At 69.6% G+C, this 21389-nt stretch carries 19 protein-coding genes, 1 pseudogene and 1 riboswitch; of the genes and pseudogenes, 11 read left to right on the top strand and 9 right to left on the bottom strand.

Annotated features, from left to right (window positions below):
- Positions 1-176: 176 nt before the first annotated feature.
- The 3 genes from AB0J58_RS15820 (at position 177) to AB0J58_RS15810 (ending at position 3930) form a co-directional block, all read left to right on the top strand.
- Positions 177-1226: an iron ABC transporter substrate-binding protein gene (locus tag AB0J58_RS15820; RefSeq protein ID WP_364215665.1), complete on the top strand. Its 1050-nt coding sequence runs from the start codon at positions 177-179 to the stop codon at positions 1224-1226.
- Positions 1227-1354: 128 nt separating this feature from the next.
- Positions 1355-2866 carry an iron ABC transporter permease gene (locus AB0J58_RS15815; protein ID WP_364215662.1) on the top strand — a complete coding sequence of 504 codons (1512 nt, stop codon included), beginning with the start codon at positions 1355-1357 and terminating at the stop codon, positions 2864-2866.
- Positions 2863-3930 carry an ABC transporter ATP-binding protein gene (locus tag AB0J58_RS15810; protein WP_364215659.1) on the top strand — a complete coding sequence of 356 codons (1068 nt, stop codon included), beginning with the start codon at positions 2863-2865 and terminating at the stop codon, positions 3928-3930. The genes AB0J58_RS15815 and AB0J58_RS15810 overlap by 4 nt, the downstream gene beginning before the upstream one ends.
- Positions 3931-3960: 30 nt before the next feature.
- Here AB0J58_RS15810 and AB0J58_RS15805 read toward each other — a convergent pair whose 3' ends face one another.
- Positions 3961-4455, bottom strand: coding sequence for an NUDIX domain-containing protein (locus AB0J58_RS15805; RefSeq protein WP_364215656.1), 495 nt, complete (start codon positions 4453-4455; stop codon positions 3961-3963).
- Between the two features lie 231 nt (positions 4456-4686).
- Positions 4687-4883: riboswitch (cobalamin riboswitch) on the top strand.
- Between the two features lie 169 nt (positions 4884-5052).
- On the opposite strand from AB0J58_RS15805, the gene AB0J58_RS15800 reads away from it, so the two are divergent.
- The 4 genes from AB0J58_RS15800 (at position 5053) to AB0J58_RS15785 (ending at position 9675) form a co-directional block, all read left to right on the top strand.
- On the top strand, positions 5053-6249 hold the full coding sequence (locus tag AB0J58_RS15800) for an ABC transporter substrate-binding protein (protein WP_364215653.1): 1197 nt from the start codon (positions 5053-5055) through the stop codon (positions 6247-6249).
- A gap of 65 nt (positions 6250-6314) precedes the next feature.
- Positions 6315-7325, top strand: a complete 1011-nt coding sequence (locus AB0J58_RS15795) for an iron ABC transporter permease (RefSeq protein WP_364215650.1) — start codon at positions 6315-6317, stop codon at positions 7323-7325.
- A complete protein-coding gene (locus AB0J58_RS15790) occupies positions 7322-9127 on the top strand; it encodes an ATP-binding cassette domain-containing protein (RefSeq protein WP_364215647.1) in 1806 nt (601 codons plus the stop codon). Before AB0J58_RS15795 ends, AB0J58_RS15790 begins: the two co-directional genes overlap by 4 nt.
- Positions 9127-9675 carry a hypothetical protein gene (locus AB0J58_RS15785; protein ID WP_364215644.1) on the top strand — a complete coding sequence of 183 codons (549 nt, stop codon included), beginning with the start codon at positions 9127-9129 and terminating at the stop codon, positions 9673-9675. The genes AB0J58_RS15790 and AB0J58_RS15785 overlap by 1 nt, the downstream gene beginning before the upstream one ends.
- Positions 9676-9836: 161 nt before the next feature.
- Here the strand turns inward: AB0J58_RS15785 and AB0J58_RS15780 are convergent, their stop codons facing one another.
- Positions 9837-10511, bottom strand: coding sequence for a hypothetical protein (locus AB0J58_RS15780; protein WP_364215641.1), 675 nt, complete (start codon positions 10509-10511; stop codon positions 9837-9839).
- Between the two features lie 65 nt (positions 10512-10576).
- Between AB0J58_RS15780 and AB0J58_RS15775 the strand changes: the two genes are divergently transcribed.
- A complete protein-coding gene (locus AB0J58_RS15775) occupies positions 10577-10681 on the top strand; it encodes a hypothetical protein (RefSeq protein WP_364215639.1) in 105 nt (34 codons plus the stop codon).
- A 207-nt stretch (positions 10682-10888) separates the two neighbouring features.
- On the opposite strand, the gene AB0J58_RS15770 is transcribed toward AB0J58_RS15775, so the two are convergent.
- The 5 genes and pseudogenes from AB0J58_RS15770 to AB0J58_RS15750 all read right to left on the bottom strand — a co-directional run bounded on the left by AB0J58_RS15770 (position 10889) and on the right by AB0J58_RS15750 (position 16135).
- Complete coding sequence (locus AB0J58_RS15770; RefSeq protein ID WP_364215637.1) at positions 10889-11704, bottom strand: hypothetical protein; 816 nt, start codon at positions 11702-11704, stop codon at positions 10889-10891.
- Positions 11705-11714: 10 nt separating this feature from the next.
- Positions 11715-12224: a peptide deformylase gene (def, locus tag AB0J58_RS15765; RefSeq protein ID WP_364215634.1), complete on the bottom strand. Its 510-nt coding sequence runs from the start codon at positions 12222-12224 to the stop codon at positions 11715-11717.
- 586 nt (positions 12225-12810) lie between these two features.
- Complete coding sequence (locus tag AB0J58_RS15760) at positions 12811-14271, bottom strand: aminotransferase class V-fold PLP-dependent enzyme (protein WP_364215631.1); 1461 nt, start codon at positions 14269-14271, stop codon at positions 12811-12813.
- Between the two features lie 276 nt (positions 14272-14547).
- A pseudogene (locus AB0J58_RS15755) lies at positions 14548-14781 on the bottom strand (transposase); the annotation flags it as partial.
- A 124-nt stretch (positions 14782-14905) separates the two neighbouring features.
- Positions 14906-16135, bottom strand: coding sequence for a SpoIIE family protein phosphatase (locus AB0J58_RS15750; protein WP_364215628.1), 1230 nt, complete (start codon positions 16133-16135; stop codon positions 14906-14908).
- A 113-nt stretch (positions 16136-16248) separates the two neighbouring features.
- Between AB0J58_RS15750 and AB0J58_RS15745 the strand changes: the two genes are divergently transcribed.
- From AB0J58_RS15745 to AB0J58_RS15735, 3 genes are all read left to right on the top strand, one after another.
- Complete coding sequence (locus AB0J58_RS15745) at positions 16249-16650, top strand: transposase (RefSeq protein WP_364215625.1); 402 nt, start codon at positions 16249-16251, stop codon at positions 16648-16650.
- 254 nt (positions 16651-16904) lie between these two features.
- A complete protein-coding gene (locus AB0J58_RS15740; RefSeq protein ID WP_364215622.1) occupies positions 16905-17804 on the top strand; it encodes a GAF domain-containing protein in 900 nt (299 codons plus the stop codon).
- The gene (locus AB0J58_RS15735) at positions 17801-19135 is read left to right on the top strand and encodes an ATP-binding protein (RefSeq protein ID WP_364215619.1); all 1335 of its coding nucleotides are present in this window, start codon (positions 17801-17803) and stop codon (positions 19133-19135) included. Before AB0J58_RS15740 ends, AB0J58_RS15735 begins: the two co-directional genes overlap by 4 nt.
- Before the next feature lie 1190 nt (positions 19136-20325).
- Here the strand turns inward: AB0J58_RS15735 and AB0J58_RS15730 are convergent.
- Both AB0J58_RS15730 and AB0J58_RS15725 read right to left on the bottom strand, forming a co-directional pair.
- A complete protein-coding gene (locus AB0J58_RS15730; RefSeq protein WP_364215616.1) occupies positions 20326-20820 on the bottom strand; it encodes an NUDIX domain-containing protein in 495 nt (164 codons plus the stop codon).
- A gap of 10 nt (positions 20821-20830) precedes the next feature.
- Positions 20831-21130, bottom strand: coding sequence for a hypothetical protein (locus AB0J58_RS15725; protein ID WP_364215613.1), 300 nt, complete (start codon positions 21128-21130; stop codon positions 20831-20833).
- Between the last annotated feature and the right edge of the window lie 259 nt (positions 21131-21389).

Raw genomic sequence — 21389 nt, 5'->3', positions numbered from 1 at the left:
TCCCCAGGTGACCGCGGACACATGGGGAACCCGCGCGTGGTGTCGCAGCGTCGCAGGCCAGATGCCCTACGGTGCCCATCGGGCCCCCATAGAAGACCCTTAGGTTAGCCTCTGCTAACTTCTACAGCGATGTAGTTGTAGCCGGGGCTCTTCTCCGGGACCGAAGGAGTACCGCAGTGCCGACATTCCTCCCCAAAACTGTGCTCGCACTGGCCGCCACCGGTGTTCTCGTCCTCGGGCTGGCCGCGTGCGGTGAATCCACGGACACCGCCGACCCGACGGCCGAGAAGAAGATCACCGTCTACAGCGGGCGCAGCGAGTCGCTGGTCAAGCCTCTGCTGGACAAGTTCACCGCGCAGAGCGGCATCGCGGTCGAAGCCCGTTACGCCGCCACCGCGGCCATGGCCACCCAGCTTCTCGAAGAGGGGGAGAGGTCACCGGCGGACGCCTTCTTCGCCCAGGACGCCGGCGCGCTCGGCGCCGTGGCCAAGAAGGGCATGTTCGCGCCGCTGCCGGCCGCCGTGCTCGACCAGGTGCCGGCCACCTATCGGGCCAAGAGCGGGGAATGGGTCGGTGTCACCGCCCGTTCGCGGGTGCTGGTCTACAACCCCGACCTGGTGCCCGCCGACCGGCTGCCCACCTCGGTGTTCGACCTCACCGATCCGGCCTGGAAGGGCAAGGTCGGGGTGGCCCCGACCAACGCGTCCTTCCAGGCGTTCGTCACCGCTGTGACCGTGCAGCATGGAGAGGCCAAGGCCAAGGAGTTGCTGGCCGGGCTCAAGGCCAATGACCCGCAGATCCGTGAAGGCAATGGCCCGATCCTGGAGGAGGTCGACTCCGGCAAGCTCGCCGTCGGCCTGATCAACCACTACTACCTGGGCGAGCTGGCCAAGGAGAAGGGGGCGACGCCTGACACGCTCACCGCCAAGCTGCACTTCTTCCCCGACGGCGACAGCGGCGCCCTGGTCAACGTGGCGGGTGTCGGCGTGCTGAAGAAGGCCGCTCAGAATCCTGACGTGCAGGCCTTCGTCACCTACCTGCTCAGCGCCGAGGCGCAGAAGTACTTCGCCGAGGAGACCTTCGAGTACCCCGTCATCGCCGAAGCCGCATCGCCCGCAGGAGTGCCCGCGCTGAAGGACCTGAAGGTTCCCGCGGTCGACCTGAACGACCTCGACCAGCTTGAGGCGACGATCGCGCTCATCAAGGAATCGGGACTGGTCCCCTGAGAAGGTCATCGCTCTCCGCGAGGCAGAAGGGGCGCGGCGGGTCTCCGCCGCCACACCCCAGTAGCCCCACGACAGAAAGCGCGAGCCGGCCACGGGGCCGTGGCCGGTCGCCGCGGCCGGCACGGCCCGTGCTGCTCACGTCGTCCGTGGTGGCCGTGGCGGTCGCCCTGATCCCGCTGGTCTATCTCGCGGTCAGGACCGCCGAGGCGGGCGGCGTCCGGATCGCCGAGGAACTGTTGACCGGGCGGGTCGCGGCGCTGGCCGCGGGCACGCTCGCCCTGGCGGCCGTGGTGACCGCCGGCTGCCTGGTGCTCGGTGTCGGCTCGGCCTTCCTGCTCGTGCGCACCGATCTGCCGGCCCGCCGTGTCTTCGCCGTCCTGGCCGTTCTGCCTCTCGCGGTGCCGACCTACATCGCCGGTTTCGCCTGGGTGTCCACGGTGGATGGTTTCGAGGGCTTCTGGGCGGCGGCCCTGGTGCTGACGCTGTGCTCCTATCCCTATGTCCTGCTGCCGGTGGCCGCGGCCCTGGCCGGTGCCGACCCGGCTCAGGAGGAGGTGTCGCGATCGCTGGGCCACGGCGGCTGGCGCACCTTCACACAGGTGACGCTGCGCCAGATCCGCCCCGCGATCGCCGGCGGCGGGCTCTTGGTGGCGCTCTATGTGCTGTCGGACTTCGGCGCGGTCTCGATCGTGCGCGCCGACACCTTCACCCGCGCCATCTTCCTGGCGTTCGACCTCGGCTTCGACCGGACCGGCGCGCTGGTGCTGTCGACCGTGCTCGTGGCGCTGACCGTGCTCGTCCTGGCGGGGGAAGGCGCGACCCGGCGGCGCGGGGCTCGCTACGCCCGGTTGAACGGCACCCGCCGCCCGCCGGGCAGGGCCGGCCTGGGCCGGGCGCGCTGGCCCGCGGTGGCCGCGCTGCTGGCCGTCGCGGTTTCGGCTCTCGGCGTCACCGCGTTCAGCCTCGCCCGGCGGATGGCCGAGGGTGTCTCCCGCCCGGGAACCTGGCCGGAGGTGATGGTGGCCGCGGGCAACTCCCTGTGGCTCTCCCTGGCGGGGACGGCGTTGACCATGTTGCTCGCGCTGCCGCTGGGGGTGTTGAGTGCCCGTGTGCCCGGTCGTCTGTCCGCGACGCTGGAACGGCTCGGCTACCTCAGCCACTCCCTGCCCGGGGTGGTGATCGGGTTGTCCCTGGTGTTCTTCGGGATCAACGTCGCCTACCCGCTCTATCAGACGACCTGGCTGCTCGCGCTCGCCTACGCCGCGCTCTTCCTTCCGCTGGCCGTCACCGCCGTCGCCACGGCGACGGCCCAGGCGCCGCCCGTACTCGAAGAGGTCGCCCGGTCCCTGGGGCGCGGGCCGCTGGCGGTGCTGGGTACGGTGACCCTGCCGCTCACGCTGCCGGGCATCGGTGCCGGCGCGGCGCTGGTCTTCCTCACCTGCATGAAAGAACTGCCGGCGACGTTGTTGCTACGCCCGACCGGTGTCGACACCCTCGCCACTGAGCTGTGGACGAACACGGCGGTGGCCGCCTACGCCGGTGCGGCGCCTTATGCGGTGTTGCTCGTGGTGTTGTCGTCGGTGCCCACGTGGCTGCTGGCCGCGCGTACCGGGATTCTCAGCAAGGAGGTTCAGCGGTGAGCCGGTTGGAACTACGCGGGATCGTCCGGCGCTACGGAACTGTCGCGGCTCTCGACGGTGTCGATCTTACCGTGCCGAGCGGCACCCTGACGGCTGTGCTGGGTCCCTCCGGTTGCGGGAAGACGACCTTGCTGCGCTGCGTCGCGGGCTTCGAGCGGATCGACGCGGGCGAGATCGTCGTCGACGGGCAAGTGGTCGCCGGCCCCACCGCGCACACGCCGCCCCAGCGGCGCCAGATCGTGATCGTGCCGCAGGAGGGCGCGCTCTTTCCTCATCTGTCGGTACGCGACAACGTGGGATACGGGCTGAGCCGGGCCGAGCGGCGTCGTGGCCGGATCGACGAGGCACTGAGCCTGGTAGGCCTGGCCGGGTACGGCGAGCGGATGCCGCATCAGATGTCCGGAGGACAACAACAACGGGTGGCGGTCGCCCGCGCCCTGGCGCCGCGGCCTTCTCTCATCCTGCTGGACGAGCCGTTCAGCGCGCTCGACGCCGGACTGCGCGCGGAGTTGCGGCACGATGTGCGGTCCGCGCTGCGCGCGGACCGCGCGACCGGGATCCTCGTCACTCATGACCAGGGCGAGGCACTGTCGACGGCCGATCAGATCGCGGTCATGCGCGAAGGCGTGATCGTCCAGCACGGCTCACCCACGAGTGTCTATCGCTGGCCCGCCGACGCCTGGGTGGCCACCTTCGTCGGTGACGCGATCCTGCTGCCCGCACAGGCCGAGCCCGGCCACCGCGACGATCCGGCGGTGTTGAGCACCGCGCTCGGTCCGGTCGCGGTGGCCGGACTCCCTTCCGGTCACGGGGCGCTCACCGTGCTGGTACGTCCCGAACAGGTCCGGATCACCGCGCCACCGGCCCCGCAGGCCGTGATCGCGACCGTGACCGGCGATGACTTTCACGGCCACGACGCGCTGGTCACCGTGCGCCTGCGCGACGGCACGCACGTCACCGCGCGAATACCGGCTCCGGCCGACCCGATGGCCACCGGCACCAGGGTCGGCGTCCAGGTGGAGGGCACCGGCCTTGCCTGGCGTGTCCCGGAGCCCGCCGAGTAGCCGGACAGGTCGCCCCGCCAGTCCGTGCCCCTAGTGATCGTTTCGTTCGAAGTACTTCGCCACGATCCTGGTGTGCAGCGGTAACGCCAGTTCCCTCGGCCCGTCGATCAGCAGCCACTCCGTCGTCTCGGCCGTGGACGTGACCGGCGGGAGGGCGGCCGAAAGGGTCCTCGGCCCCAGAGCGAAGATCAGTACGGTGCCGTCGGGGGCGCTGAGCACGTCGAGGAGGCGCACCTCGTCCGCGTCGACGACGATTCCCGTCTCCTCCCGGAGCTCCCGGACGGCCGCCCGCTGCCAGGACTCGCCCATGTCGACGTAGCCGCCGGGCAGGGCGAGCCCGCCCCGGTGTGGTTCGACGTCACGGCGGATCACCAGCAGGCCGTCGTCGACCGGCAGCACCATCACCGCGACCGGCAGCGGGTTGAGGTAGGAGGTGTTCCGGCAGCCGGCACAGGTGCGCGGCCAGGACTGGCCGGGGGTGAAGGCCGCACCGCAGAAGGAGCAGTGCGAGTTCCTGATCGTCACGATCGTGAGACTAGACCAGTCTCCCGTACGGAGGGGCTGACCCGCCATCCAGGCCGAGCCGAGCTGCCGGCGGTCCGCGCGAGCCAGGTGCGGGTGCTGGACGGCCCGGCGTACTCCAACAGGTCCGGGCCGCGCGTGGTACGGGGGCCTCGCCCAGATCCTCCACAGTGTGCGCGCCGGTGCTCCCGTCGAACGCGGGGAGGCACGCCGAGTCTGACAGGGGGTGCGCTCTTTGTCGTTGATGGGTGGTGTGCGAGCATGGTCGGCGTAGGCGAGCGCGGAACGAGGAAGCCGGTGTGAATCCGGCGCGGTCCCGCCACTGTGATCGGCGAGCGAATCCCGACGAAGCCACTGCCCGCGAGGGTGGGAAGGCCGGGACGAGCCTCGACCCGAGAGCCAGGAGACTCACGCGGTCGCCTCCTCGCAGAAATTGGGGCGGATCTCCCCAAGAGAGGAACGGCGATCGCCATGCCTGGACCTCGGCCTACCGGCCCTGGGCATGCTCGGCGTGCCGGACTCTCCTGGTGACCCGGCCTCCCAACCGTCGCGGAGGCCGTCGAGGAACGGCGTCCGCGGCCCGCCTTCAGGAGAGCATGCATGGGCATCCCCCGCTCGATCACCGCAGCACTGCTCGCATCCTTATTCGCCGTCGCCGCCTGTGGCACCCCGGAGGCGGCCACGCCTGCGGCCCCGGCGGCCGAGGGCCGCTGCGTCACCGATTTCGACGCGGGCCGGGACTACTTCCCGGTCAAGCAGAAGGTGGAGCACGCGACGAACTTCACGTTGACCTACGCCAAGAACTATCAGGTCCTCACCGTCAAGCAGCCCGCCCCCGGCGCCAAACCGGAGACCTACGTGCTGGTGCGGTGCGGCACTCCGGCTCCCGCGCTCACCGGTGAGCTGGCCGCAGCGGTCACCGTCGAGACCCCGATCGAGCGATTGTTCTCCGCTTCGACGACCCACCTGCCGTTCATCACCGACCTGGGCGTGCTGGAGCGGCTCAGCGGCGTTTCGTCGGCCGGGTACATCACCTCGGCTCAGGTGCTGGCCCAGGTGAAGGCCGGGAAGATCACCGAGTATGCCAAGGGGCAGGAGGTCGACACCGAGAAGGAGATCGCCGCCAAGCCGGATGTGCTGATGAGCGGCGGCACCGAGGACAAGTCCTACGGCCCGCTGCGTCAGGCCGGGATCAAGGTGGTGGCCAACGCGGAATGGCTGGAGTCCACCGCACTGGGCCGCGCCGAGTGGATCAAGGTGATGGCCGCGCTGACCGGTACCGAGGCCAAGGCCGGCGAGGTGTTCGGCAAGGTCGAGGCCGACTACACCGCCCTGGCCGCCAAGGCCAAGGCGGCCACACCGGTCACCGTGCTACCTGGCCAGATGTATGAGGGGCAGTGGTCGGTGCCCAACGGAGGCAGCTACGTCGCGGGACTGATCAAGGACGCGGGCGGCACCTACCCGTGGGCGGACACGCTGGGCCCCGGCAGCACCACCCTGGACCTGGAGGCCGTCCTGTCCAAGGCCAAGGACGCCAAGGTGTGGCTCGCCAACGTGAACGAGTGGAAGAGCCTGGCCGATGTGGAGAAGACCGACCCGCGTTATGCCAAGTTCGGCGCGTTCGAGTCCGGGAGCGTCTGGTCGGCGAACAGGACGCTCGGGCCTGGGGGCGGCAACGACTTCTACGAGCGCGGCGTCGGCCACCCGGACCTGATCCTGGCCGACCTGGTCGCGATCTTGCACCCAGACCTCGCGCCCGATCACGCCTTCACCTTCTACCAGCAGCTGACCAAGTGACGGCTCCGGCCCTCCCCGATGTTCCGGAAGCGGCCCGACGCCGCCGGAGCGTCGTCCTGGTCGTCATGGGGATCACGGTGCCGCTGGCGTTCGCGCTGGCGGTCCTGCTCGGCTCGACTTTGATCCCGCTGAACCAGGCGCTGTTCGCGCTGTTGCGTGGCACCGGCGCGGATCCGGGGGTTCAGGAGATCATCTGGACGGTACGGCTGCCGCGCGCCATCACCGCGGCTCTGGCCGGAGCGGCCCTGTCGGTCTCGGGAGTACAGCTGCAGACCCTGTTTCGCAACCCGCTGGCCGAGCCGTACATCCTGGGGGTGAGCTCGGGCGCGAGCCTGGGCGTCGCCCTGGTGATCATCGGGTGGGGCGGCGCGGCGGGCGCGTTCACCGCGGGTGTCGCGGGCCTGGGCCGCGCGGGTGTGGTGGTGGCCGCCTCGGCCGGTGCGGCCGCGGTGCTGGGGCTGGTGCTGGTGCTGTCGCGGCGGGTCAGGTCGGTGGTGACGCTGCTGATCATCGGCGTGATGGTGGGGTCGGCCGCCGTCTCGGTGATCACCTTGCTGCTGGTCTATACCGAGCCGCAGCGGGCCCAGCAGTTCATCATGTGGGGTCTGGGCAGCTTCGCCGGCACCACCTGGGGAGACCTCGGGGTGTTCGTGCCGGTCTGCGTGGCCGCGCTGGCGGGCGCGCTGGCCGGGGTCAAACCGCTCAACGCGCTGCTGCTGGGCGAGAACTACGCACGCACGATGGGTGTGCGGGTCCGGGCGGTGCGCACGCTCACCCTGCTGACCTCCTCGGTGCTGGCCGGGGTGGTGACCGCCTACTGCGGGCCGATCGCCTTCCTCGGCCTGGCGGTGCCGCACGTGGCCCGGCTGCTGCTGGGCACCGCCGACCACCGGGTGCTGATGCCCGCGGCCGTCCTGCTGGGCGCCGCCGTGGCGCTGGCGTGCTGCGTCGCCACCCAGGCACCGGGCAGCGGGGTCGTGCTGCCGCTGAACGCCGTGACCACCATCCTGGGCGCGCCTGTGGTGATCGCCGTACTGCTGCGCAGCCGCGCGGCCCGAACCGGATTGGCGGTATGAGCATGGGCTTGGAACTGCGCGGACTGCACGCCGGATACCCCGCCAGGCGGGGGCAGCGGGAGCGTCGCGTGCTCGACGACCTGGACACCGAGGCTGTGGCGGGGGAGTTGACCGTGCTGATCGGTTCAAACGGGACCGGCAAGTCCACGCTGCTGCGCACCATGGCCGGGCTCCAGCCCGCGCTGGGCGGCCAGGTGCGCGTCGACGGCGTCGGCATCGAGACCCTGGCCGCCGCCCATCTGGCCAGGAGCCTGGCCGTCGTGCTCACCGAACGCGACCTGCCGCCGCTGTTGAGCGCCCGCGAACTGGCCGGGCTGGGCCGTCACCCGCATACCGGATTCACCGGACGGCTGTCGCCCGGTGACCACGAGGTCATCACGTGGGCGTTGACCGCCGTGAACGCGGGCCACCTGGCCGACCGGGCGGTGAGTGAGCTGTCCGACGGCGAGCGCCAGCGGGTGCTCGTCGCTCGCGCCCTGGCCCAGGAACCGGCGGCGATCCTGCTGGACGAGCCGACCGCCTTCCTCGACGTCACCTCCCGGGTCTCCCTCATGGGCCTGCTGCGCCGCCTGGCCCGCGAGAAGAACCTGGTCATCGTGGTCTCCACCCACGATCTGGAGCTCGCGCTGCGGGTCGCCGACCGGATGTGGCTGATCGACCCGGCGGGCCACCTGCACACCGGCACCCCGGAGGAGCTGACCTTGCGCGGGGCGATCGGAGCCTCCTTCGACGGCAGCGAACTGGCCTTCGACGCGGCCTCCGGCATGTTCGTACTCCAGAACGGGGCCGGCGGCACCGTCCACCTCCTCGCCCAGGGGCTGCATACTCCGCTGCTGGAGCGTGCGCTGGCCAGAGAGGGCTGGTGTACGGCCGGCGGCGAGCCAGCCGAGCTGGCGGTGGAATGGACGGGCGACGGCTACGAGGCGGCCTACGACGGCACCACCCACTGGTTCGCCACCCTGCCCGACCTGGCCGCCTGGACGCGCACGGCGCGCTCCCGGCTCGCCGTCGCCCGGCCCGGACTGCTTCCTGCCGCGCCGTCGGCGGTGTCGGCCGCGGTCGCCGACGTCTCCACGATCAGCGGCTACTTCGAACTCGGAATCGGCCCGATCGGCCCGATCGAGACAGGCTGGCGACCGCTCACCGACCTGCTGGTCGACCCCGAGCCCCTGCGGCAGCGGATCACCGATCTCGCCGGACGCCTGGGTACCGATGAGCTCCGGGTGGCGGCCTCCATCCTGTTCCAGGGGCTGGCGGCCCGGCTGTGGTCACCCGTCGTCGGCGCGGCGGTAGCGCACGACCTGCTCTTGGACCTGGCCCCCTTCCGAGTCCACTGGCAGGCGGTGTCCAGCGGGCCGCTGCCGCTGCGGGCCGAGCGCCTGACCGGCTGGCAGATTCTCGACCCCGCCAGGATCGCCGAACCGCTGCACCGCAACGTGATGACCGAGTTGCTGGAGCCACTGGCGCAGGCCGTACAGGAGGTCGTGAAGATCGCCCCTGGGCTGTTGTGGGGCAACGCCGCCTCCGCCCTGGCAGGCACCGTCCGTGCCGTCGCCCGCGAACGCCCCGAGCTCACCGCGCGGGCCGTCTCACTCGGACGCGAACTGCTGGCGCTGGAAATGCTAAGGGGCAGCGGCGACCTGGTCGAGCCCGCCCCTGGCCGGCCGTTCTTCGTGCGGCGCAGCTGCTGCCTGTACTACCGGTTGCCCGGCGGCGGCAAGTGCGGCGACTGCGCCCTGATCGACCCCGAAACCCGCCGTGAGCAGTGGGCGCCGTCCCTGCGACAGACCGAAGGAGCCTGATGAGCTACACCGTCGTCGAGGAGTTCGGGGCCGGCACCCTGCACGTGTGGGCACTGCCCACCGATGAGCAGACCCTGCTGGCCCTGGTCACCGGCATCTTCGAAAAACACTGGGAGCACATCTGGTTCGGCGTGATCGTCCAAGGCGCGGCCTGGGAGGTCGCCGCGCCCAACGCACCTGAGCGGATCAGCCTGTACGACGGTTATGTCACCGTCGACTTCGGCCGCTGGCATTTTCACCTGTGCATCGGCGAGCACACCGCCAGCGGTCCTGAACTCGGGCGGATCCGCCGCTGCGCCCGCGCCGAGCTGTATCGCTCCATCGGCGCCGGCGGCAGCCCCGTCTCCTGGGGCGTGCGGATGTTCAACGGCCAAGGCGACCAGCTGATGACGGTGCTGCTGCCCAACCCGTTCCTCACCGACCGCCAGCAGATCCTCGACCCGCCCGATTATGAGCGCCTCACGGCCTGGGACGAACTCAGGGCCACCTACCTTGGGCTGGAGCCCGACCCGCTGGATCGCACCGGAAAGGGGTTCAAGCACGCATGAGCAGGCTCACCGTCTGCCGGGACTGCTGCTGCGGTAGCATCCGCAAAATCCCCGCCCTCGACCATGACGAGCAGCTTCGCCGCCTGTCGGAGATCGCCGATGTCCACATCAGCGACTGCCTGGACGTGTGCGAGCAGGCCAACGTGATCGTCGTGCGGCCTTCACCCGCCGGACGCGCCGCGGGCGGGCGGCCGGTATGGCTCGGCCTGGTCAACCACCCCGATGCCGCCGAGGATATCGCCGCCTGGGTTCAGGCCGGTGGTCCCGGCCTCGCACCGATGCCCGACATCCTCACCTTGCACGCTTTCACCCCGCCTGGCCTGGTCAGAGCGGGGAAAGCCCCGCTCGTCCAAGAGCTTTCCGTGGTGAGCCCCGAAGAAGGCGTCTCGGCGAACAGGGAACCGTGATGCTGGACCAGCGCTCTTGCGGCCAAGCGTCGTGTCCGCCACTCCTCGACGACTGCGGCGTAGGCGGGGTGGCCCGGCCCGCTCGGGGTCACAGGTCCCCGCCAGGCGGTACGGCTCGCGGGCGTGCGTCTCGATCATGCCCTGGCCAAGCCGGATCAGGTCGTGCTTGGCCTCGCTTTTGTCGAGGACGAGGAACGCGTCGGCCCGGCCGATGGCCTTGACCGCCTGGAGGGTGAGGCTGGTGTGCAGGACGATCTTCTCCACGGCCAAGGGGCCGATCTTGTCGCGGAGCCTGTGGGCCAGGTCGATGACGGCCTGGGCCTGGTACTCGGCGGAGTGCTGCTCGGTGTAGGTCTGCGGGATCGCGCGCAAAGGCTCGCCGGGTTGCGGCAGCGAGACGGTGTGGGCGGCGTCGGGGCCGTCGAGCATCCAGGCGACGAAGCCGTCCTCGTCCTCGTAGAGTCGGCTGCCGCATCTGTGAGCGGCGCGACTGTGTGCAGCGAGCGCCCCCCGGCAGGGGGCGGCTGTCGATCGGCGAGAACCGCCGCACCCACGTTCCCTATCCGGTCGTCAACCGGGAGGCCGGCATCGACGGTTGACGGCGGTAAGCGGCAACTGCCGGTGTGAGGCGGAAACGGTGTGAAGAGGAACAGGCGTCTGTCATCCCAGGGCGGCCCGCAGGGCATCGGGCGCCTCGACCAGGGACGGGCCGTACCAGGCCCGGCTCCCAACCCGGAGTGCAGGCTCACCGCCGTGAGTTACACGCTCGTCGACATCACCGAACGAGGACACCCAGCGGGTCTCCGTCAGTAACCGGGCGTCAGCAGAGCGTTCACCGGTGGCCGGTCACTCCCGGCAGAGGTCCAGCGAGGGCCGTCCGGGGTGTCTGCGACCAGTACCCCGCCGCGCAGCAGTGCCGCGCGCAGCGCGTCCGCGATGTCGTAGCGTCCCTGGCGGCGCAACTCACCGCGTAGCGCGAGCACGGATCCGACCAGGGAGGCGAGCAGATCCCCCGGACTCGGGGCGCCCGCTCGGGCGCCCAGCTTCGCGATCAGCAGTCGCAGGCTCTCCCTGGCGTGCTCGACACCGCCCTCGTCTTCCTCGGTGTCGGCGCCCCAGCGGGCGACCTCTGCCTCCAGATCAAGTACGGCCCGGGCGGCGTCGTGCCCGGTGAGCGCGGCGGTGAAGCGCTCCTCACAGGAGCGGGTCGCCTCTGCCAGACTCATCTGGTGCGGCGCCGGGGAAATGACCTGCGGTGCCCCGCCGCTCACCGTCGTCTCACCGCGGGTCAAGCGGCGGATCTCCTCCAGGTTCGTGCTCGTGCCCGCAGGCAGGACGGCCTGGGAGCCGGGCCGGCGGATCGTCACGCGGCCCCGACCGGCCACCAGCGCCTCCTCGGTGCCCAGGTCGACGACCAGCGCGGTGTGCTCGTCGATCCCCAGGACGGCAGCGCCCGGCGGCAGTTCTGATTCCATCTGGGTCAGCCGCCGCTCGCCCAGATAGCAGTAGCGGGTGTCGTGGGTGCCGCCCTCGGCGTTGTCGTAGTGCGGGACGACCGCCACCTTGAGGCCGAGGACGCCCAGCAGGTCCAGGCCCGGCCGCCAATGAGGAGCGGCGCCCACCTTGTAGATCTCATATCAGGACCTCCTTGCGCCGCTTGGCCGGCAGGCGGTCGATGTAGAGACGGCCCTCCAGGTGGTCGCTCTCGTGTTGCAGGCAGCGAGACAGCAGGCCGGTGCCCTCGACGGTAATCGGGGCGCCGGTGACATCGAAACCGTGCACGATGGCGCGGTCGGGCCTGGCCAGGAGGGCCCGCTGGCCGGGTACCGACAGGCAACCCTCCTCCTCCTCGTGCAGCCTGCGCTGTCCTACCTCAGGCACGACCAAGGTGGGATTCACCACGACGCCCTTGCGGAACCCCCCGCTGTCGTCGGGGCAGTCGTAGACGAACACCCGCAGGCCGACGCCGATCTGGTTGGCCGCCAGCCCGACGCCCCGGGCGGCGTACATGCTGGCGAACATGTCCCGCACCAGTGTCGCGAGGTCGGCGTCGAAGGCGGTCACCGGCGCGCACGCACGATGCAGGATCGGGTCGCCGACATGGCGAATGGGCAGTGCGGACTCCTGGTCGACGGCGTGCACGAGGCGAACCCTCCCGGGTGGCGAACATTCTACGAGTCAGATGCACCTGCATGTTATTCGCAGGAAGATCGGCGAGGGCTGTTACGGCCGATCGGGGCTATCCGCCCGCGCCTGGGTGAGAACCCCAGGGGTGAGTAAGAAGGCGGGTTCCGGTTCTTCGGCCAGGGGACCGCCAGCCGGGTGCGGGGCCGCGGCCGGCGGAGAAGGACGGTCGGGGAAGAGACGTCCCTGATGGTGATGAAGAACTACCCGCCCGAGTTCAAGGCCGACGCGGTGGCGCTGGTGCTGTCGAGGCCGGATGGACGATCACGTCGATCGCGCGGGACCTGGGGGTGGCCGCGAGACGCTGTGGATCTGGGTACGCGCCGCGCAGGCCCGGGGCGAGGACGGGCAAGCGGCCGGCGCAGCCACGGCTGGCCGGGCGGCCACACACCCTCGGACGACGTGCTGGAAAATGATCGACCTCTGACCAGGGGCGAAGATTCATGATTAGACAGGCCCTGTCCGCGGGTTCCTCAACCCCAGAGACGGTGTGAAGTGCTGATTCGTTCTACCTTGTGGCTCCGCGCCAACGGACTGGCGCGGGTCAGCCGGTACCCGTGGTCCGCGCCCGTCTGGCCATGGCGTCGCGGCCGCAGCGGATGATGGCATCGGCGCTTCGCCGGATGTCTTCGACCGTGGTGTACGCCGAGCAGATCGATATGCGCATGACTACTCGGTTATCGAAGACCGATCCGCTGAGCCAGCAGGTGCCGTCGTCCTGGACCCTGGCGATGACCTCTCGGGTGAGCTCGTCATCGTCGTGGCCGGGTGCGGTGAATCGCACCAGGACCTGGTTCAGGACGACCTCGTTGACGATTTCGATGCCGAGTTCCGCCGCGAGGTGGGCGGCGATGCGGTGAGCGTGCTCGACGTTGCGGTCGATGAGCCTGGCAATGCCTGCCCGGCCCAGCGTCCGCAGTACTGCGTAGACGGGAACCGAGCGGGCACGCCTGGACCAGTCCGGCACGGTGTTGATCTGATCTCGGTGGGCGGATGCCTCCAGATAGGCCGCGGTGACCCCGACAGCCGCCCGGTGCGCGTCGGGATGGGCGACGAATGCGATGCCGCAGTCGAAGGGCACGTTCAGCCACTTGTGCGCGTCTGTGGTCCAGGAGTCCGCCAGGTGTGCTCCGTCAAAAAGGTGGCGATACTTGTCGCTGGCCAAAGCCCACAGTCCGATCGCTCCATCGACGTGCACCCATCCGCCTCGGTCGTGCGTGAGCTCGCACACTTCGCGCAGCGGGTCGACGGCACCGGTGTTGATATTGCCGGCCTGCACGCAGACGATCGGTGGTCGATCCACCTGGTCCAGTTCCGCGCGTAGCGCGGAGAGGTCGATCGCGCCGTTGGCGTCGCACCCGACATTGTGAACACGCGTCCCCATTCCCAGGTAGCGCAGGGCGCGATCGATCGAGGCATGGCGCTGCTCGCCGGCTATCACCGGGATGCGCGGCGCTCCCCACAGCCCGTCCGCCTCAGCGTCCCAGCCCTGCCGGGCCAGCAGATGGTGCCTGGCCGCCGCCAGGCAGGTGAAGGCGGCCATCTGGGTACCTGTGGTGAATCCCGCTGACGTATGCGGAGGCAGTCCGAGCATTTTCACCAACCAGTCGGCGCAGACCTCCTCGATCACCGAGACCGCAGGGCCGCACGAGTACAGCGTCGCATTTTGGTCCCAGGCGGTGACCAGCCAGTCCGCGCCCACGGCCACGGGCAGGGAGGAGCCGATGACATAGCCGAAGTAGCGCGGCCCCGCGCTGGCTGTCGACCCCAGTTCACCGGCCCGCGCCAGGATGTCCAGAGTCGAGATCGCATCGGTGCCGGCTTCGGGTGGGCCCCCGTCCGTGAGAAGATCGCGCAGCTCATCCGATGTCACCACGGGAAAAACCGGGCGATCGGTAACCGATTGCCGCCAGCTCAGCACGTGCCGGTACGCACGCTGGAGAATGTCACCGAACTCTAGGTCGTCAACCGGCGAGTCCGAGAACATATGGTCGTCGTGGTTCACGCATTCTCATCTCGACAGAGGTGTCCAGGCCGTAGGGCACGTCGTGTGCCGGCCCACGGACAGCCTGTCTCAAACTTTCTCGTGGGCTCTGGCGGAAATCGGACATGGTGTTAGCCACGTACGGGTACAACCCGAATGCTCGGGGGACGTACCGGGCCACGTCCGGGGAGGTGGTGTTTGAGAGGGTGAGGAGCCCCCAGCCTTCCGGACACGGTGTCGGCGTCTTTGACGCTCTGGGAGTCGATCACTGCGGCCGACGCTCCTGCGGACCCGCCGACGCAGCACATCCAAGATTTGCTGGGTCACTCCCTGCTCTTCCCAGCGGACGAAGTGCCAGTAGACGGTCTGCCAGGGCGGGAAGTCGGCCGGCAGTTGCCGCCAGGAGCAGCCGGTGCGTACGAGGTACATGATCGCGTCCACGATCTCTCGCCGTGGATGCTTGTCCGGGCGGCCGTCCCAATGCGGGGCGGGCAGCAGCGGCTCGATCAGCGCCCACTGCTCATCGATCAGATCAGAGGGGTAAAAACCGGTCTCGTGTCATGCCTCACCCATACCCACCTGGCAAAACAGCACCACGACCACCTCTCAAACACGCACTGAGACGCTCGGGGCGACACGACCGATGGCACTCTCGCTACAAACGGAGGATGACCAGGGCTGTGTCGTCGGTGGCACCGGCAGGTGGGAGCAGGTCGCTCAAGAGGGCGTCGGCGAGTGTTTCGGGGTCGGCGCCTTGGTGGCGGGTGAGGGAGTCGGCAAGCCGGGCCAGGCCGACATCGATGTCCTCACCGCGGCGTTCAATCAACCCGTCGGTGTACAGCACAAGGGTGGCCCCCTCGGTGAACGCGGCCTCGGCCTGGGGGCGGGGGAGATGTTCAGGGCAGGCGCCGAGTGGGGGATCGGTGGCCTGGTCGAGGAAGTCCACGGCGCCGTCGGGGTGCAGCAGGGCCGGCGGAAGGTGGCCGGCGCTGCTGTAGGCGATGGTGCGGTTGGTGCAGTCGATGACGGACAGGACCGTTGTGGTCGACTCCGCGCCGTCGACCGAGCGGGCGTACAGGTCCAGGACGTGCAGGGCCTGGGCGGGGCTGTCGGCGACGCGGGAAGCGGCGCTGAGGGCGCTGTGCAGCTGGCCCATGACACCGGCGGCGGCCAGGCCGCAGCCGACGACGTCGCCGACGGCCACCGCGATGCGGTCACCCGGCAGGTCGACCAGGTCATACCAGTCCCCGCACACGTTCAGGGCCCCGACCGCCGGGTGGTAGCGCACTGCTGAGCGGTGGTCTTTCAAAGGCCCGGGGGCGGGCAGCATCGCCTGTTGCAAGCTCAGGGCGACTTCGTGTTCGCGGGCGTGGGCCTGGCGCAGCCGTTCGTTGACCTCCTGCAGTTCCTGGGCTCGGGTGAACAGCTCGGCCTCCAGTACCGTCACCTGCTCTCCGCTGCCTTGGCCACCGCGGGTGCGGATCAACTCGGTGATGTCTTCCTCCCGGTGAAGCAGCAGCGCCACCCGCCCGTCCGGGCCGAAGACGGGGACGTTGATCGGGCTCCAGTACCGCTGCTCCCAGACCCCGGACCGATCGGGGTACTCCACGTCGTAGCGGTGCAGCGTCATGGCGTCGCGCTCCCCGGTGGCGGCCACCCACCGCAGCGAATCCTGCAGCTGGAGCATGCCCGTCATGGTGGGGTTTTTGGGGTCGCTGGGGAAGGCATCAGCCAGGTGGTGGCCCACCACCTGCTCACGGGTGCGCCCCATGCTGTTCAAGAACGCCTCATTGACGTCGGCGTACACCAGGTCTGTGGTGAACAGGGCCACCGCGCTCGGCAGTGCCTGGAATACCGCCTCATAGTCGATCTCGGATGCTTTCACAATGCCACCTGCCCATGACGCCATGGCAACCACCTGCTCTTTCACGATAAGCACCGGCGGCACTCCGGGTCAGGTCGGCACCCAGGGCGCCGCGATGGCCTCCTACCTCGGCAGTGAACCGCGCCGGGTTCGGTGGAGACTCTGACGCACCCCGGCTTTCGTGGAGTTGCTTTGATCGATTACATGTCTACATCCCCTTCAGTAGAGATCGGCATGGCAAGGAGATATCTCCCCGAGTTCCGCCGCAAGGCCTAGACCTGCTGAAGGCCGGTCGAACCGTCCGCCAAGTGGCCTTCGATCTACAGATCAGCGATCGGACGATCTACAACTGGCGCGAGCAAGAGCTGATCGGCACCGGTCAGAAACCCGGCCTGACCTTGTCGGATCACACCGAGCCAGTCGCGGCCCGGCGCCGGATCGCCGAGTTGGAGACCGAACTGGCCGTGACTAGGCGCGCCGACAAGCTGTTGAGAGAGGCGGTGCCCCCAAAAGGCGGTTCGAGGCCATCGCGGTAATGGCCCCGGAGGGCTCCCCGGCCAGGTCGGCCATCGGCACGGGCAGGAGGATCACCTGGCCTTCCTGCGGGCGCGCGAACTGCTGCGCGAGCGCAAGGCCGCCATCTGAGGGGGCCCGGGCATGGCGGCCTCTGTAGAAAAAGCCAGGACCTGGTATTTCTTTGCCGGGATATGAGATTAGGGATGTGGTTCCTCCATATTCTGGGCGGAAGGTGCATAAAGCTCACCGTGTGGAAGTCTTTGGAGTGAGCCGGATGGCAGATGGCTGGGACGACGGGGAAGGGCCCGACGAGAAGCTCGTGGAGCGGTTCCTGGATGGGAAGCTCACGGGGAATGAGGTACGCGCCGCGACCCTGCATTCGTGGCGGCGGTGCCAGGAGGCGGGACTCACGCCCAGCACCGTGCAGCCGCGCCTGCTCGGCGATCTTGATTTCGACTGCGAAGTGGCGCGCGCGGCCCGACCCGTGTTCGAGCGGCTGCGTACCGTCATCGGGGGCACCCCGGTGAGCATGTTCCTGGGCGATGCGAGTGGGGTCATGTTCCTGCGCAACGAGGGCGAACCGGCCCTGTGCCGGACTCTGGACGCGGTCGGTGCCGCGCCCGGGTTCCGCTTCGCCGAGGCGGACATGGGCACCAACGCCTTCGGCTCGGCGCTGGTGGAACGGCGAATCTGCCAGGTCACCGGCAATGAGCACTTCGCGCAGGAACTGCGCGGGCTCACCGGCGTGGCTGCCCCGATACGCCACCCGCTCAGCGGGCGGGTGAACGGGGTCATCAGCGTCGTCGGCCCGAACGACACGGCCAACGCGGAGATGATGGTCCTGGCCCGGCGATCGGCCGCCGCCGTCGAGCGGCGATTGTTCGAAATGGCGGCCGAACACGAGCGGGCCCTGACAGAGGAGTTCCTCCGGACACCTGACGGAGACGGCGCGACGGCTTCCACGCCCCCGGACCTGTGCCGCCGTGATCGGCTTGCCCTGGAGGACGCCGCCGTCAGGCTGGTCGCGCAGGGCCGGGCGGCGGTGGTGAAGATGGCCCTCTCAGACGGCCGCACCGCCACGCTCGTGGCCCAGCCAATCATCGGTTCCACCGCCATCGCGGTGAAGGCGCGGCTCACCGACGACCAGGAGGCCCGGCCGAACGGGGAAAAGTGATCGGAACCGAGGGGTGGCTGCTCGCCGCGAGCGAGCCGGGTATCGGCCGGCTCGCCCTGCGAGCACGCGAGCGACTCAGCCTGCTGTACGACGCGGGCTCTCGAATCGGCACCACCCTGGAGGTCACCCGGACCGCCGAGGAACTGACCCAGGTCGCCGTCCCCCGGTTCGCCGACTACGTCGCCGTCGACCTGACCGACTGCGTCCTGCGGGGCGACGAGCCCGGCAGCACGGACGCGGGGCTGCGCCGGGTCGCCTTCGCGGGCATCGGGGAGGGGGCCGCTCTATACCAGCTTGGCACGCTCATCCACCCGCTCCCGTCCACGCCGCAGGGGCGCAGCCTCGCCACCGAGCAGCCGGTGCTCGGCCCGGTGCTGTCCACCACCTTCGGGTGGCTGGCACAAGACCCCGAGCGCGGCCAGAGAATCTGTGAGCAGGGCATCCACTCGCTCATCGCGGTGCCGATGCGGGCCCGGGGCGCCACGCTCGGGGTGGTGAGCTTCTATCGCGCCACGGGCAAGGACGCCTTCGAGGAGGACGAACTCGCCCTGACTGAGGAACTGGTCGGCCGCGCCGCGGTGTGCGTCGACAACGCCCGCCGCTACACCCGCGAGCACGCTATATCCGCGGAGCTGGAACGCGTCACCGCGTCGTTGCAGCAGGCGCTCGACCAGCAGCGGAACTTCACCACCGACGCCTCGCACGAACTGCGCACTCCGCTGGCCGGGCTACGGGTCAAGCTGGAGGAGGCGCAACTTCACCCCGACGAGACCGAGCTCGCCGACCTGGTGGAACACGCCCTGGGCGATGTGGACCGGCTGCAGGCCATCATCAGCGACCTCCTCATGCTGGCCCGGATCGGAGCGGCACCTCCCGCCGCCCTGGAGCCCGTCGACCTGGCCGTACTGGCCGAGGCCGAAACCGCGCGCCGCACCGGCGATCCGCACCTGGCACGGCTCGACCTCACCGCCGGCGTGATGGCCGATGCCATCCCCGAACAGATCCGCCGGGTGCTGGACAACCTGCTGGACAACGCGCAACGACACGCCGCGCGCGACGTGGTGGTCACGGTGCGCCGCGCCGGAGACATGGCCGAGCTCAGCGTCACCGATGACGGCCCGGGCGTGCCTCCAGCGGAGCGCGAGCACATCTTCCAGCGCTTCGCCCGGCTGGATACCGCCCGCAGCCGCGACCGCGGCGGCACCGGGCTCGGCCTGGCCATCGCCCGTGACATCGCCCATGCCCACCACGGCACCCTCCACGCCGAGGACGCGTCCTCGGGCGGAGCACGCTTCGTCCTCCGGCTCCCGCTCAACACGCGGACCGCGTGAGAGCCTGGACCGTAGGCGAAGGGCTCGGACGCTTCAGAGGCGCGATGAGCCAGGTGCTCGCCTCGACCGGCTTGTCCAGGTCCACGCTTGTGTCGATGCCGAGTCCGGCCAGTTGCCAGGGCAGGTCCTCGGTGGCGGGGTTGCCGGTGGCGCTCCTGGCATATCGTGGTGGACACGGGCCATTGTGGAGTCCACGCCGACCAGGCTCAGATCTACCTGTCCACGCAAGGCCGCCTCGGTGAGCACGCCGTTCGTCAGGATCTGGAAGACGCCCCGCCCGGCCCACCGCACGAATCGGAGTCGTCGATGTCAGCGCCATCGACTCCACCCTGCCCGACGTACGGGCGGCACTCGGCATGAAAGGCGCGCCCGGGACCGCGACTGTCCTGTCCTGCAGGGAGTGGCGGATCGGACACCACGGCGCCCGTAACGGCTGCAAGGCCCGGTTCGTGTTCGAGGCGGCCAAAGCACCGGTTGTCCTGCAGATCAGGGCGGACATGGAGGTGGCGAGGCATTCCCGGCCGCGATCAGCACGCTGGGAGACCAAGTCATCCCCACCGGCACCTGAGGCCTATGGAGGGTCGTGCCGGTGATGAGCGTCGTCCTGCTCATACCGGCCATACCGCTGTTTTGAGGTTTCCCCGCCGACGCTTCGTCAGCCGCCTATCAGGGGCGACGTGCGAGGCGGCCGTAACGGCAGGCGGTTCGTTCGGCGTGTCGGCAGGGTGTGGGTGTGGGTGTGGCCACAGCATTGGATTCACTGCAGACACAGCCTCATGACGTCGGGGTGGGCGAGTGAGGGGTCAGCTGAGTCGTCCGCCGAGAAGAACTCCATCGTCCCTATCCCCGGCTCTCGCGACTCCGGCCGTGTGGCGCAGAACATCGCCACGGCCGAGCTGACCGTGACCGCCGACGAACTCGCCCGCATCGCCGAGATCATCCCTGAGGGCGGTATCGGCGGACGGCTCGGCTGAACCTGTCTATCGCCGCCGATCTGGGCGCCATCGCCCAAATTTCCTCCGGGTGGTGTTTGGCGCCCGCTACGCCGGGGCGCTCGTGTGCATCTAGTGCTGCGTTCCTCAACGGGGTAGTGAACACGCGGCGGAGAACCCGAGGTTGCCGGGAGGCCTTCCCTCGCCTTCGGCATCCCGTGCCAGCAGGAATCTGTGCCTCCAATGAGGAACGTCGCACTAGTGATCGTTTCGTTCGAAGTACTTCGCCACGATCCTGGTGTGCAACGGGAACGCCAGTTCCCTCGGCCCGTCGATCAGCAGCCACTCCGTCGTCTCGGCCGTGGACGTGACCGGCGGGAGGGCGGCCGAAAGGGTCCTCGGCCCCAGAGCGAAGATCAGTACGGTGCCGTCGGGGGCGCTGAGCACGTCGAGGAGGCGCACCTCGTCCGCGTCGACGACGATTCCCGTCTCCTCCCGGAGCTCCCGGACGGCCGCCCGCTGCCAGGACTCGCCCATGTCGACGTAGCCGCCGGGCAGGGCGAGCCCGCCCCGGTGTGGTTCGACGTCACGGCGGATCACCAGCAGGCCGTCGTCGACCGGCAGCACCATCACCGCGACCGGCAGCGGGTTGAGGTAGGAGGTGTTCCGGCAGCCGGCACAGGTACGCGGCCAGGACTGGCCGGGGGCGAAGGCCGCACCGCAGAAGGAGCAGTGCGAGTTCCTGATCGTCACGATCGTGAGACTAGACCAGGATCGAGACCCTGACCCCCACCACCCGGTGCGGGATGCCGCTTTCGCACCCCAGAACCTCGCGTTCCCGGATCGCGCCGTCAGGGAACGCGTGTCCCTGGAAGGCGCGGGCGACGGCGATCGTCGACCGGCTTCGCTGGCCGGCCTCGTAGAACATGTACTGCACGCCGCCGTCGGTGCCGAAGGAGGGCGCTGCGCTGCGGCCGTTGTCGGGAGCCCCGGCCAGCGGCCGGTGGAAGACCCCGAGGTGGACCTCCCGGTCGAACGAGTTTCCCACCTCGGTGATGAACATGTTCCCGCTGTTGCCGTGGTAGACGACGTACGCCCGTGCCGTTGCGCTTGACGAGGGTGGGCCCGGAGAGGTCGCTCTGCCCGATCCTGGGCGTCTTCACCTATGAGGTGGTCCTCCCGATCGCGAGCGCCGACTTCTACCGAACTGTGGGCCAGTGCTCCGGTGTTCACGCCGGGGTGAAGGCCCACGCGGGAGTGCCCGCCAGGGCGCGAGCGTGCCCTGGCCTTCCGCGCCCGTGAGCAGGCCGGCTCACACGGGT

This window comes from Streptosporangium sp. NPDC049644, from assembly GCF_040675205.1.
Lineage (GTDB): Bacteria > Actinomycetota > Actinomycetes > Streptosporangiales > Streptosporangiaceae > Streptosporangium > Streptosporangium fukuiense.
This window is presented reverse-complemented; position numbering and strand designations above follow the sequence as displayed.

Coding starts and splice junctions, on each gene's coding strand:
- AB0J58_RS15785 (WP_364215644.1), top strand. CDS start 9,127: ATGAGCTACACCGTCGTCGAGGAGTTCGGGGCCGGCACCCTGCACGTG.
- AB0J58_RS15725 (WP_364215613.1), bottom strand. CDS start 21,130: ATGTTCATCACCGAGGTGGGAAACTCGTTCGACCGGGAGGTCCACCTC.
- AB0J58_RS15800 (WP_364215653.1), top strand. CDS start 5,053: ATGGGCATCCCCCGCTCGATCACCGCAGCACTGCTCGCATCCTTATTC.
- AB0J58_RS15795 (WP_364215650.1), top strand. CDS start 6,315: ATGGGGATCACGGTGCCGCTGGCGTTCGCGCTGGCGGTCCTGCTCGGC.
- AB0J58_RS15780 (WP_364215641.1), bottom strand. CDS start 10,511: ATGCTCGACGGCCCCGACGCCGCCCACACCGTCTCGCTGCCGCAACCC.
- AB0J58_RS15790 (WP_364215647.1), top strand. CDS start 7,322: ATGAGCATGGGCTTGGAACTGCGCGGACTGCACGCCGGATACCCCGCC.
- AB0J58_RS15740 (WP_364215622.1), top strand. CDS start 16,905: ATGGCAGATGGCTGGGACGACGGGGAAGGGCCCGACGAGAAGCTCGTG.